Origin of the sequence: Buchnera aphidicola (Kaburagia rhusicola ensigallis), assembly GCA_039830025.1 — a bacterium.
Classification (GTDB): Bacteria; Pseudomonadota; Gammaproteobacteria; order Enterobacterales; family Enterobacteriaceae; genus Buchnera_B; species Buchnera_B aphidicola_AW.
The window spans coordinates 335069-349518 of the sequence record CP140040.1 but is presented as its reverse complement, the minus strand read 5'-3'; the positions used below and the strand labels follow the sequence as shown (position 1 = coordinate 349518).

The window sequence follows — 14450 nt, the reverse complement described above, 5'->3', positions numbered from 1 at the left end:
TATATTTATAATACAACTTTAATTTTACAGAACGTCGTTCCATTCATACCCGTCTTTTTGCATCATATCATGAGATGAACGAGGCCCCCATGTTCCAGAAGGATATAAATGCAGCAATTTTTTTTGAGAGCTAAAAGAACTAAAAATTGAGTCAATCCAATGCCATGCTAATTCTACTTCATCTCGACTCACGAATAAAGACCGATTTCCTCTGATACTTTCTAATAATAATCGTTCATATGCATCAAATAGCTTGTATTTTTTAAAGTGTTGAGAATAACTAAAATTAAAATTCGTTATATCTAATTTATAATTAGATTCTAATCCTGGAATTTTATTTAGAATTTGAATGTTTATTCCTTCATTTGGTTGTAAAGAAATAATCACTTTATTTTTTGGCAAATTACCATCTTGGTGATTAAAAATATTAATTGGTATATTTTTAAAATATACAACTATTTCTGAATATTTTTTAGGAAGTCTTTTTCCTGTTCTTAAGTAAAATGGAACTCCATACCATTGTTTATTGTCAATATTTACTTTCATTGATACAAACGTTTCAGTTTTGCTATCTATGTTTTCCCCTATATCTTCTAAATATGAAGGTATTTTTTTTTCGTTGATGATACCTGAAGAATATTGACCTAATATTACTTTTTTATGGATGTTTTTTTTGTTAAATGGTCGTAATGACTTCAATACTTTTATTTTTTCGTTTTGAATATTCTCAGAACATAAATCCGTTGGTGGAGACATTGTAATTATAGTTAATATTTGTAATAAATGATTTTGTACCATGTCTCGAATTTGGCCTGTATTATCAAAATATTCTTTTCTACCTTCAACTCCTATTTTTTCAGCAATAGTTATTTGTATATGATCTATGAAATTGTTGTTCCAGTTGTGATAAAAAATAGAGTTAGAAAATCTAAAGGCCAGTAAATTTAGTATGGTCTCTTTACCCAAATAATGATCAATTCGAAAAATTTGATTTTCTTTAAAATATTTACTAATTTCATGATTTATATTTTGAGAAGTTTGTAAGGAAGAACCTAATGGTTTTTCTATTATAATCCGTGTAGGTTCAAGATTTAAATTTATTTTTCCTAATCCTTGGCAAATAGCACTAAATGTATTAGGAGGCACTGCAAAATAATTTATAATTAAATGATTAGTTTTAATAAACATTTTTTTTAGTTCGTAAAAACTATGAATGTTATTGACATCGAGATTACAAAACTCTAATCGAAGAGAAAAAATATTCCATATATTTTTTTTTATATTTTCGTTCATAAATTTTTCTAGAGATTTACGAACTACAGTTGAATAGATATTTTTGTCCCAATTAGCTCGTCCAACTCCAATAATTTTCATATTTTTTGATAATTTTTTTATTTTTTCTAATTGATACAAAGAAGGTAACAGTTTTCTGCAAGCAAGATCTCCTTTCGCACCAAAAATAACTAAATAGCATGTTGTATTTGTTTCTTTCATAATTATTTCCTTATCATTTTAATTCTATATACTTACAGTTTTGTTGTATTATATATTTCTAAAATTTTTATTTTAATTCATAACGTTGATCATTGCATACAGTGTATGTATGTAATGTCCATTTTTTTGTTATCGTAAATATGATAATAAAAAATTATTATTATTTATGTAAATGAATTATAATATATATTATTGTTATATTGAATAAAAAATTTACATTATTTAATTTCGCTTATATAAGTTAGAAACTTTAAAAATTACAATGTATTTAATATAAATATTTACGGTATTGATTATAATTCATAAAATTATATACCATAGTTATATTTTCGTAAATGAGACTTAAGATTTACATTTTTACGAAAATATTTATTAGAAATTTATTTATACTACTAAAAACCATTTAAGAGGAAAAATATGAAAAAATATTTTAAACGAACTAAGATTGTTGCTACCTTAGGTCCGTCTACAGATGATAATACTGTTCTTAAAGAAATGATTCAATCAGGAGTAAACGTTCTACGTTTAAATTTCTCTCATGGTACTAAGGAAGAACATGAGCTTAGAGCTAAAAATGCACAAAAAATTATGGAAGAATTGGACACATATATTGCATTACTAGGAGATTTACAAGGTCCAAAAATTCGTATTTCAAAATTTAAAAAAGGTAAAGTAATATTAAAAACAGGAGCATTATTTATTTTAGATGCTTCTTTAAATACAAATTTAGGAAATGAACATCAAGTAGGAATAGATTATAAAAAATTACCTGATGATGTTTTTAAAGGGGATGTATTATTATTAGATGATGGAAGAATACAATTAGAAGTAATTAGTACTACAAGTAGTACAGTACTAACTAAAATAATTGTAGGAGGAATACTTTCTAACAATAAAGGTATAAATAAGCTTGGAGGAGGTTTGTCTGCTGAAACTTTAACCAAAAAAGATAAAGAAGATATTAAAATTGCATCTAAAATTGGAGTTGATTACTTAGCTATTTCCTTTCCTCGTTGTAGCGAAGATATAAAGATAGCACGTAATATAGCATTAAAATGTGGCAGCATAGCAAAAATAGTTGCTAAAATAGAACGTGCTGAAGCAGTATCCAATCAAAATATTATTGATGATATTATATTAGCATCAGATGCTATTATGGTAGCAAGAGGTGATTTAGGTGTAGAAATAGGCGATTCAGAACTAGTTGGTATTCAAAAAATTTTAATAAGACGTGCTCGTCAGTTAAATAGAGTAGTAATAACAGCAACTCAAATGATGGAGTCTATGATCGTTCATCCAATGCCCACGAGAGCAGAAGTCATGGATGTAGCTAATGCTGTTTTAGATGGAAGTGATGCAGTAATGTTGTCAGCAGAAACTGCTTCTGGACAATATCCAATTGAAACAATAAAAATAATGTCTAAAATTTGTCAAGGCGCAGAAAAAGTACCAAGTATTAATGTATCTCGTCATAGGATACACGACAAATTTTACGATGTTGAAGAAGCAATTGCCATGTCAGCTATGTATACAGCTAATCATTTAGATGGAATTACTGCTATTATTACTATGACAGAATCAGGAAAAACAGCTTTAATGACATCACGTATTACTTCTGGTCTTCCCATTTTTGCTTTATCTTCTCATATTAAAACACTAAAGTTAACTTCTTTATATCGCGGAGTTACTCCCATATTTTTTAACAGCCAAAATTCCGGTGTATCAGCAGCTAATGATGCAATTATATTATTAAAAAACAAAGGTTTTTTAAATTCAGGTAATTTAGTAATTATTACGCAAGGAGATATAATGGGAAAAGTAGGAAAAACTAATACTAGTAGAATTTTAAAAGTATAATTTGATGAAATTAAAAGAAATTAAATAAAAAATTAAATATTTTTACTAAATATTTCTAAGATGCCAAATGATTTCTTTGAGAGATTTTAAATACTTATTTAAACTATCTCCTGACAATCTTTCTGGAATTATTAATTTTTCAGGATTAATAACTTTATTTTTTAACCATATTTCATAATGTAAATGTGGTCCGGTGGTATAACCTGTATTTCCAGATAATCCGATTTGTTCTCCTTTTTTTACCTTTTCTCCTACTTTAACTAAAATTTTTTTTAAATGCATATATCTAGTGACATATTTGATATTATGTCTAATAGCTATGTATCTTCCTGCTGCTAAGCTAAATTTAGTTTGTATAATTTCTCCACTCCCTGTTGATAAGATAGGCGTTCCTATTGGCATGGCTAGATCTATACCTTGATGAGGAGAAAATTTTTTAGTTATTGGATTTAATCTATGCGGATTAAAAGTAGAAGAAATGCGATATTTTTTTAACGATGGAAATTTCAAGAACGTTTCCATTAAACTGTATCCTTCTTTATCATAAAATTTTCCATTTCCTGCTATCACACCATAATAATTTGTTCCTTTATGATATATTTTAAAACCTACAATTTTGTTTTTATAAATTTTTTTATCGCATGTATTTTTTTTAATTAAAATGCTGAATGGGTTATTATGTTTTAATTTATGAAAATGAATTTGATGTTTTATAATATGCATTATATTAGTAATTTCGTTTATATCTAATCCAGAATTCTTAGCAGTTGTTACGAAATTTTCGTTTAACGACCCTTTAATACTTATATATTTACAATATTTTTCCATATAATATGTCAATATTTTATGAGAAAAATTTTTTATATTGTGAGTTGACAGTGTAAAAAAACATGAATCGTGCTTTGGAATGACACTTGGTGTATATAATTTATTAAACGTTAAATTTTTAATCAAATTATTATAAGAATAATTGAGAGATGTATTATGTTTAAAATAATTTAAAAAAAAGTATTTTTTAGTGAAACAAGAATATTTAAAATTTTTTTTAAATTGAAAATTTTTTCGTTCATTTTTTGTATGGCAATCTAAAGAACTACAGTTAATAAGCATAATTTCAAAAAAAATAATTATGAAAAAACTAACTATAAGTATAAAGTTTTTTTTAAGAGTAACAAATGAAATATTTTTAAATTTATATAACACGTTCGGGTTATCCTATGTTCTCCTTATAAACTATCAATACAATATACTATAAAAAAATTAAGTATATTTTATGTAAATAAAATTAATTTTATAATTTTAATTCGTTTTTAATAATTTAAATTATGAATTTTTTGTATGTATTTAATCATGAGTTTCGGTTAGTTAACTTTAGTTGAATATTGTAATAAAACATTTTTATTATGTTTTATGATGGATACATATATATGTTTCATACTAACATAAAATTTTTTATTTAAATAAATATAACTTTATGATAGCATATTATATTAGTAATTTTATATAATGTTTGCTAAATATGTCATTATTTATTTCATTAAAAAATGTTTCAGTAAATTTCAACAAAATAAAAATTCTTTCTAATGTCTCATTAACTTTAATTGCTAATCGCATTTTAACGTTAATTGGCCCTAATGGCGCAGGAAAGTCAACTTTAGTAAAAATAATACTTAGACTTTTGCAACCTAATTCAGGAAAAGTAATATATAATAAACACTTGCGTATTGGATATGTACCACAAAAGCTATATTTTAATACCACTCTTCCCATTACAGTCAATAGATTTATGAGTTTGTTTAAACATAAAACATCTAATTTAAGTGTGTTAAAACGCGTAAATGCTATTCATTTAATAGATACTCCGTTAAAACAATTATCTAATGGAGAAATGCAAAAAATATTATTAGCTCGCTCATTATTAAATAATCCTCAACTACTAGTTTTAGATGAACCAACACAAAGTATGGATTTTTTAGGACAGACTATGTTTTATAAATTAATTAGCGAAATTAAAAACGATTTAAAATGTGCTATTTTAATGGTTTCTCATAATTTAAGTGTAGTCATGTCTAATACTGATGAAGTGATTTGTCTCAATAAACATGTTTGTTGTTCAGGATCACCAGAGGTAGTTTCGAAAGATTCGAAGTTTATTGCTATTTTTGGACATTTAAAAAAGAATAAGTTAGCTTTATATCATCATAAACATAATCATTATCACGATTTTTAAACAAAGTAAATTTAATATTAAGAGAATAAAACAAGTTAAATATGTATCAATTACTTTTTTCTGGATGGTTAGCTGGAATGTTGTTGGCTATGATTGCAGGCCCTCTTGGTTCATTTATAATTTGGCGTCGTATATCATCTTTTGGAGATACTTTATCTCATTCTTCATTATTAGGCATTGCATGCGCTATATTGTTTAATATACACCCATTTTATATAGTTTTAATTATTATTCTGTTTTTTGGAGTGTTTGTTCATTGGATTGAATATCATTCGGCCCTATCTCTAGATACTATTCTTGGAATCATAGGCTATAGTTCGCTATCATTAGGTATGATGATAATGAGTGTAGTGTCAAGCACCCAGAAAGAACGTTTTACAAACTATTTGTTTGGAAATTTATTAGAAGTTACTGTTTCTGATTTAATTTTTATATTTTTTAGTTGTGTTATAATTCTTTTGATTATATTAAAATATTGGAATAATATGTTATTAGTAACTATTAATTCGGATCTAGCTAAAATAGATGGAATTAATGTGTATAAAATAAATTTTATTTTAATGTTTTTAATTGCTTTAACTATTAGTATTGCAATAAAATTTGTAGGATCTTTAATTATTATATCATTATTACTGATTCCTTCTGCAACTACGCAATTTTTTTCATCTTCTCCAGAAAAAATGGCTGTTTTTTCAATTTTTATAGGAATGATTTCTATAACAGGAGGTGTTATATTTTCAATATTTTTTCATTTTCCTGTTAGTCCTTCTGTTGTTTTATTTTCGACTGGTATATTTTTAATTAGTCATATCAAAAGATAAAATTGATTATTTCATTAAATTTTTTAAATTTTAAGATAAAAACTTTTTACATTTTTAATAGTATTGTATTTTAAATTATAAGTAAATAACGTTGTTTTTGCATCCAGTTAACTAATATACAATATAATATATTTTGCATATCTTGAATGATATTTTATTATGCAATAGTTTTACATAATCATTTACAATCGTTTTAATATATCAGTATCAATGTTACTTGGCGCTCCAGTAGTTAAACATGAAGCAGTAGCAGTTTTAGGAAAAGCAATTACATCTCTAATATTATTACTGTTGGTTAATAACATAACGATTCTGTCTAGTCCTAAAGCAATTCCAGCATGCGGCGGAGTTCCAAAACGTAATGATTTTAAAAAAAATCCAAATTGTTCTTTTTGCTGTTTTTTATTGATTTTTAATATTTTAAAAACAGTTTTTTGTATTTCTTCATTATGAATTCGTACTGATCCACTTCCAATTTCATATCCATTTATAACTAGATCATAAGAGTTAGCAAGAATTTTGTCTAAATTTTTATTTAACATTAACTTTTTTTTGTTTTTTGGAGCAGTAAAAGGATGATGAGTAGAAGTATAACAGTCTAATGCATTTTTCTTAAATAATGGAAAGTCAATAATCCATACAGGTTTCCAAGAATTTTCATCAGTAATTTTTAATTCATATCCAATTTTTATTCTTAATTTATTCATGGCATGATTTGCCAAGTTTTTAGTATCTGAAATAAAAAATATAATATCACCATGTTTTGCAGACGTGTCATTAAGTAATTTTTGTAAAACTTGGTCATCTAACAAATGTAAGATAGAACCTTGAATATTTTCTTTTTGTTGTGTATCGGTTATTTTTGCAAAAAATAAATTTTGATTAGTATATTTTTTTATAAATTTATTATATTTTTTTAATTGATTTATATTTAAAATAGCGCCATTTGGTACGCGCAATGCAATTACTAAATGTCCTATATCTAAATTCAACATAGAATACAATTCATTTTTTACTGTTTTAACTAGATCAGTAACATGGATAAACTTCATAGGATTTCTTAAATCAGGCTTATCTGTTCCATATTTTTTTATAACGTCATTAAAAGTAAGTATTGGAAAGGTCTTGAGATGAATTTTTAATACTTGTTTCCATAAATATTTAATCATTTTCTCTACAATTTTACGTATTTTATTTCCTGTTATAAATGAAGCTTCAATGTCAATTTGAGTGAATTCTGGTTGCCGATCTGATCTTAGATCTTCATCTCGAAAACACTTAGCAATTTGATAATATTTATCAATTCCAGAGATCATTAGTAATTGCTTAAATAGTTGAGGAGATTGTGGTAAAGCATAAAATTTGTTTTTATGAATTCTACTTGGAACAATATAATCTCGAGATCCTTCTGGGGTAGACTTAGTTAATAAAGGTGTTTCAATATCTAGAAATTTATGTCGATTCATAAATGATCTTACTATGGTAGTAATTTTATTACGTATTATCATATTATGCATCATATCGAAACGTCTTAAATCTAAATAACGAAATTTCAAACGAGACTCATCTAAATTTTTTTTATGAAAGTCTAAAGGTAGAGGTTGTGATTTATTAATAATTTTTAATGAAGAGGCTAAAATTTCTATTTTTCCAGTTAATAGCGTATGATTTTTGTCTTTTTCGTTTCTTTCTTGAACTATTCCAGTAACTTGAATGCAAAATTCGTTTTTCAAATTTATAGCTTTTTGAAACAAATGAGTAGATGAACTATGAAAAACAACTTGTACTACACCTTCTCGATCTCTCATGTCTAGAAAAAATATCTTTCCTATGTTTCTATATTTATTAACCCATCCGCATAATATCACTTTTTTATTTACATGATTTAAAGTTAATTCCCCACAGTATTTCGTGCGCATTCTTATTAATTCCTAAACTTTTTAGTATTCGAATATAATTAACAATATAGATATAATTTACATGCAAGCTGCATTTTTAAAAATTTATATGTAATATTACAGATACTGTAGCTATTTAATATAAAAATATAACATTTATATATCTTAGATAAGTATTTTATTAATATGTTATAATCGATAATTTTAAAAATACTAATTATATTCTTGATATATAACGCGTTTATAGATACATGTTTATGCAAAAAGTATCATCTGCTTCTAAATATAATTCTTCCTTTACTCAAATCATAAGGAGTTAATTCTATTGTCACTTTATCTCCAGTAAGAATTCTAATGTAGTTTTTTCGCATTTTTCCAGAGATATGTGCAATGACAACATGTTTATTATCTAACTCAACACGAAACATAGTATTAGGAAGAGTATCAATTACTGTACCTTGCATTTCAATATTATCTTCTTTAGCCATTTGATTGTTTCCTCTAAACGTAGGTATGTAAATTGGTAAAAAATTAAATTTATTATATTAATGTATTGATATTTTATAATGCGTTAAGATAATGTTCTGCATCTAAGGCAGCCATACAACCACTAGAAGCTGCGGTAATAGCTTGTTTATAAACATGATCTATTACATCTCCAGCTGCAAAAACTCCTGGAACGCTAGTTTGAGTATAGTTTCCATGTATTCCAGATTTAATAATAATATAATTATTTTTCATAGACACTTGATTTATAAAGATTTTAGTATTAGGATCACTTCCAATAGCTACAAATACTCCAGATACATTAATTTCATGATATCGTTGTTTAGTGCTACTGTTATTGATTATTTGTATCCCAGTTACACCTTCATTGTTTCCTAAAATTTCATTAACTACGCTATTTTTATGCAATATAATATTATTATTTTTTACTTTTTTTGATAAACGCGAAATTAATATTTTTTCAGCGCGAAAAATATTTCCTCGATGGATTAAATACACTAATTTTGCTATATTGGACAAATACAATGCTTCTTCTATTGCAGAATTTCCTCCTCCAATAACAGCAACATGTTTATTTTTATAAAAATAACCATCGCAAGTAGCACATGTCGATACACCTTTTCCTATAAATTTTTTTTCCGAAGGTAAGCCCAAGTATTTTGTTGAAGATCCTGTAGCAATAATTACTGCATCAGAAGTATATTTTTTATTTGATTCACTTATTAATACTAAAGGATGTACATCAAATTTTACTTTAACGATTTCTTCAGACACAATAATGGTATTTAATGATTTTGCATGATTATACATTTTATTCATTAATTTTATTCCAGTTATAGTTTTGGAATTACCAGGCCAATTTTCAATGGAATTGGTATTTGTCAATTGTCCTCCAGGATTAGTTCCAGTAAATAATATAGGAAAAAGATTAGCTCGAGATGCATAAATTGCTGCAGTATATCCAGCTGGACCTGACCCAATAATAATTAATTTTTTATGTTGAATAGTATTCATATTGTTTGATACTTATACTAGAAATGTGAAATTTAAGACATTGTTATATAGTATATAATAAAATATTTAATTTTGTTTATCAAAAAATAAAACAATGAGAACATTTATGATAAAAAAATTTTTTATAGAAGTATATGTGTTTTATATACGATATGCATAGTATTATATCATCATAATAAACTAGATTATTAAAAGCGAATAGTATATAAAATAATAAGTAACATTTTTAAAATTTATTCCATTCTTAATTTTTATGTAAATTTATAACTTACCAAAAATATTATGTTTATAATTAGAATTTAATGAAATTCATAATTTTACATTTTTAAGATAATGAAATGTTTCTTCCTTATAAAAATATAATTAATACCACTATTTTATGTTGTTTGCTGAAAAATTTTATTAACATGTAAATAACAATATATTTTAAGAAATATGATTATTTTATTTTGATTTTTAAACATCAACATTAAATTATATCATTTATGTAAATAATAATAACTTAATCTAAGTAATAAAATTTATGAATAATAATTGTAAAACGTCATTGCATAAACAAATATTATATAAACTGAATTTCAAATGATTTATGTTTCATATGTACTTTAAGTTTAAATATCAATAATACCAATATGTTGAAATACAAACTGTAATAAATGATCAAAATACATAGTTTTTAACATTTTAATATTATTTATCAAAAAAATTTTATTAAAATTAAATATAATTTTTTACAATACAAAATTAATTAAAAATATGCTAAACGTTAAATTATTACGCAACGATGTTAATCCTATTGCACAAAAATTAGCAAGAAAGGGGTTTTCATTAGACAAAGAATTGTTTATTACTTTAGAAAAAAAAAGAAGATTACTGCAGATAAAAACTGAAAACCTCCAATCTAAACACAATATTATTTCAAATCTTATAAAAGAAAATAATGATATTAATCAAGATTGTTCTGATCTTAAAAATAAAGCAAAAACAATTATTAAAGAATTATTTCATATAAAACAAAAACTAAAAAATGTTTTGGAAAAAATACATGTTTTTTTAACTTATATTCCAAATATTCCTGATGATTGTGTCCCAAATGGATGCAATAGCGCATATAATAAAGAAATATACCGCTGGGGAAACATACGAAATTTCTCTTTTCAAGCTAAAGATCACGTGGAATTAGGAAATAAGATAGATGGTTTTGATTGGATATCATCAGCAAAAATGTCAGGATCTAGATTCGTTGTTATGAAAGGGAGTATTGCATTATTGCATCGTGCATTAGGACAATTTATGATAGATGTACATACCGTGCAACACAAATATTTAGAAACTTATGTACCCTATTTAGTATCTAAATCCAGTTTGTATGGGACAGGACAATTACCAAAATTTAGTACGGATTTATTTTATACTCAATTATCTCCTGACACAACCAAAGATAATAGTTATGTACTGATACCTACAGCGGAAGTTCCATTAACTAATTTATTTCGAAATTGCATACTTTCAGAAAATAAATTTCCCATAATGTTAGTAGCTAATACTCCTTGCTTTCGTTCAGAATCCTCTTCATATGGACGCGATACTAGAGGGTTGATTAGAATGCATCAATTTGAAAAAGTAGAGATTGTTCAAATTGTGCATCCAAATAGTTCTATGGAAAAATTAGAAGAATTAACGTTGCATGCAGAAAAAATTTTAACCTTGTTAGAATTACCATATCGTAAAATGCTATTGTGTTCGGGAGACTTGAGTTTTTCATCTGCAAAAACCTATGATTTAGAAGCATGGTTTCCATCGCAAAATTCTTATCGTGAAGTATCTTCATGTTCTAATATGTTAGATTTTCAAGCACGTCGTATATATGCAAAATTTCGTTCAAATGTTAATAATAAAAATTATTTTGTACATACTATTAATGGATCAGGATTGGCCATTGGTAGAACATTAGCTGCTATTTTAGAAAATTATCAATGCTCCGACGGTCGTATAGAAATACCTAAAATATTACAAAAAAATTATATGAGAGGATTAAAATTTTTATAAAACATGTAACGCTTCTTTATACTATATAAAATTTAAATGTGTATTGTGAAGGTTTATTAATATTAAAATTTAATTCGTAGAACATCAAGATTTAATATCATTGGATTAACTTATGGATAAAAATAAAAATATAGTTTACAATTTTAGTGCAGGTCCTTCTATGTTACCTAAAGAGGTGTTAAAAACAGCACAATTAGAGTTACGCAATTGGAATGACTCTGGAAAATCTGTCATAGAAATTAGCCATAGAAGTAAAGAATTCATGTTAGTATTAGAAGAACTAGAATATAATTTGCGAACATTACTAAATGTTCCAAAGTACTATAAAGTGTTGTTTTGTCATGGTGGAGCAAGAGGACAATTTTCAGCTATACCCATAAATTTACTTGGAAACAAAAAAATTCCAGATTACATTAATAGTGGATATTGGTCATATAATGCAGCATTAGAAAGTAAAAAATATTGTATTCCTAATATTATTAACGTTAGAAAAATTTCTAATAAAAAGCACTATGTATCTTCTATCAATAATTGGAATATAAATATTAAAAGTGCTTATTTGCATTATTGTCCTAACGAAACAATTGAAGGAATAGCTATTCATGAAGAACCAAATTTTAATGACAACGTCATTGTAGTAGGTGATTTTTCATCAACTCTTTTTTCTCGAATTATAAATATTGAACGATATGGTGTTATTTATGCTAGTGCACAAAAAAATATAGGTCCATCCGGAATAACAATAGTTATTATACGCCAAGATTTATTAAAAAAGGTAAACAGTACCTGTCCATCTATTTTAAATTATAAAATATTATCTGAATACAATTCAATGTTTAATACACCTTCTACGTTTTCTTTATATATGTCTAATTTAGTTTTAAAATGGATAAAAAAGTTAGGTGGATTGAAAGTTGTGCAAAAATATAATACAAATAAAGCTAATTTGTTATATGACATGATAGATAGTACTGATTTTTATGTCAACAACATAGTTAATCATAATCGTTCTATTATGAACATTACATTTACTATTGTAAATAACAATTTTCTTGCACCATTTTTAAGAGAATCTTATGATTTTGGATTACACTATTTAAATGGACATAACGTTGTTGGTGGATTACGAGCTTCTATTTATAATGCTATGCCTATAGAGGGTGTACTAAAGTTAATAAAATTTATGAAAATTTTTGAAAAAAAATATAGATGATTGAATAACCTTTTCAAAATAGTAGAAAATATTATCATATGTTTTTTGGTTAATGTAATAACTATTTTTAGAGAGATTTATAATGCAAGATTTTATAACACTTAATCCCATTTCATCTATTAATGGAACTGTGAATTTACCAGGATCAAAAAGTATTTCTAATCGAGTACTATTATTGTCAGCTATGTCAGAAGGCATTACTTATTTGCATAATTTTTTATATAGTGATGATACTAAATATATGTTAGATGCGTTAAAAATGTTTGGAATCAATTGTACCTTATCTCCCAATAAAACTATATGTACAATTGAAGGACAGCTTCAGTCACTATATGTAAATAAAAAGCTATCGTTATTTTTAGGTAATGCGGGAACTGCTATGAGGCCTTTAACCGCAGTGTTATCATTAAATAGAAATAACGTATTTTTGACAGGTGATAAAAGAATGAAAGAAAGACCGATAAAACATTTAGTTGATGCTTTGCAAAATGGAGGTGCGGATATTCAATATTGTGAAACAGAAGGTTATCCACCAATTTACATAAAAGGAGGATTTTCTGGAGGAAATATAACTATTAATGGATCAATTTCTAGTCAATTTTTAACATCTTTGCTCATTGCAGCTCCTCTTGCTGCTTTAGATTCTAAAATTATAGTACGAGGACAATTAGTATCTAAGCCATATATAGATATGACTCTTAAATTAATAAGAATGTTTGGAATTAATATAATTAATGAATCTTATAGCTGTTTTTATATTCAAGGTCGTCAACGATATCAGTCACCAGGAAAATATTTCATAGAAGGAGATGCTTCTTCTGCTTCTTATTTTTTAGCGTCTGCTGCTATTAAAGGAGGATCAGTATGTGTCACTGGTGTTGGTTCAAATAGTATTCAAGGAGACATAAAATTCTCGCAAATATTAAAAAAAATGGGTGCATTTATTACCATAGGAAGAAATTTTATTTGTTGTCGAAAGGGAAAATTAAATGGTGTTGACTTAGATATGAATGATATTCCTGATTCAGCTATGACCATTGCTATGGTTGCTTTATTTTCTATTGGAGACACTATTATTAGAAATATTTATAATTGGAGAGTAAAAGAAACTGACAGATTGTCTGCAATGTCTATAGAATTAAGAAAAATAGGGGCTACAATAAAAGAAGGGAATGATTACATTCATATTTCTCCACCAGAAAAATTTTTTCATGCTAACATTAATACTTATAATGATCATAGAATAGCTATGTGTTTCTCTTTAATAGCGTTGTCTAATAAAAAAGTAACTTTATTAAATCCAAGTTGCGTAAATAAAACATTTCCACATTATTTCCAAGAATTAGAATGTATTAGTTTCTAAAATA

11 protein-coding genes are annotated in these 14450 nt (G+C 25.7%); 6 read left to right on the top strand and 5 right to left on the bottom strand.

Going from position 1 to position 14450, the window contains the following annotated elements; translation table 11 throughout:
* Positions 1 to 24: 24 nt before the first annotated feature.
* The gene (zwf, locus tag U0T55_01500; GenBank protein XBC42603.1) at positions 25 to 1494 is read right to left on the bottom strand and encodes a glucose-6-phosphate dehydrogenase; all 1470 of its coding nucleotides are present in this window, start codon (positions 1492 to 1494) and stop codon (positions 25 to 27) included.
* Positions 1495 to 1911: 417 nt separating this feature from the next.
* On the opposite strand from zwf, the gene pyk reads away from it, so the two are divergent.
* On the top strand, positions 1912 to 3351 hold the full coding sequence (gene pyk, locus U0T55_01495) for a pyruvate kinase (protein XBC42602.1): 1440 nt from the start codon (positions 1912 to 1914) through the stop codon (positions 3349 to 3351).
* 45 nt (positions 3352 to 3396) lie between these two features.
* Here the strand turns inward: pyk and U0T55_01490 are convergent, their stop codons facing one another.
* On the bottom strand, positions 3397 to 4461 hold the full coding sequence (locus U0T55_01490) for a peptidoglycan DD-metalloendopeptidase family protein (GenBank protein XBC42601.1): 1065 nt from the start codon (positions 4459 to 4461) through the stop codon (positions 3397 to 3399).
* Positions 4462 to 4870: 409 nt separating this feature from the next.
* On the opposite strand from U0T55_01490, the gene znuC reads away from it, so the two are divergent.
* Both znuC and znuB read left to right on the top strand, forming a co-directional pair.
* Positions 4871 to 5581, top strand: a complete 711-nt coding sequence (gene znuC, locus U0T55_01485; GenBank protein XBC42600.1) for a zinc ABC transporter ATP-binding protein ZnuC — start codon at positions 4871 to 4873, stop codon at positions 5579 to 5581.
* Between the two features lie 41 nt (positions 5582 to 5622).
* Positions 5623 to 6402 carry a zinc ABC transporter permease subunit ZnuB gene (gene znuB, locus U0T55_01480; protein ID XBC42599.1) on the top strand — a complete coding sequence of 260 codons (780 nt, stop codon included), beginning with the start codon at positions 5623 to 5625 and terminating at the stop codon, positions 6400 to 6402.
* A gap of 182 nt (positions 6403 to 6584) precedes the next feature.
* Here znuB and aspS read toward each other — a convergent pair whose 3' ends face one another.
* From aspS to trxB, 3 genes are all read right to left on the bottom strand, one after another.
* The gene (aspS, locus tag U0T55_01475) at positions 6585 to 8321 is read right to left on the bottom strand and encodes an aspartate--tRNA ligase (protein ID XBC42598.1); all 1737 of its coding nucleotides are present in this window, start codon (positions 8319 to 8321) and stop codon (positions 6585 to 6587) included.
* 248 nt (positions 8322 to 8569) lie between these two features.
* Complete coding sequence (gene infA / locus U0T55_01470; GenBank protein XBC42597.1) at positions 8570 to 8788, bottom strand: translation initiation factor IF-1; 219 nt, start codon at positions 8786 to 8788, stop codon at positions 8570 to 8572.
* Positions 8789 to 8861: 73 nt separating this feature from the next.
* Positions 8862 to 9821, bottom strand: coding sequence for a thioredoxin-disulfide reductase (gene trxB / locus U0T55_01465; GenBank protein ID XBC42596.1), 960 nt, complete (start codon positions 9819 to 9821; stop codon positions 8862 to 8864).
* Positions 9822 to 10577: 756 nt separating this feature from the next.
* Here trxB and serS point away from each other — a divergent pair.
* The 3 genes from serS (at position 10578) to aroA (ending at position 14446) form a co-directional block, all read left to right on the top strand.
* Positions 10578 to 11870 (top strand): serine--tRNA ligase, encoded by a 1293-nt coding sequence (serS, locus tag U0T55_01460; protein ID XBC42595.1) that lies wholly within the window; start codon positions 10578 to 10580, stop codon positions 11868 to 11870.
* Between the two features lie 112 nt (positions 11871 to 11982).
* A complete protein-coding gene (gene serC, locus U0T55_01455) occupies positions 11983 to 13083 on the top strand; it encodes a 3-phosphoserine/phosphohydroxythreonine transaminase (GenBank protein XBC42594.1) in 1101 nt (366 codons plus the stop codon).
* 82 nt (positions 13084 to 13165) lie between these two features.
* Entirely contained in the window at positions 13166 to 14446 is a 1281-nt protein-coding gene (gene aroA, locus U0T55_01450; GenBank protein ID XBC42593.1) for a 3-phosphoshikimate 1-carboxyvinyltransferase, read from the top strand.
* Positions 14447 to 14450 lie beyond the last annotated feature (4 nt).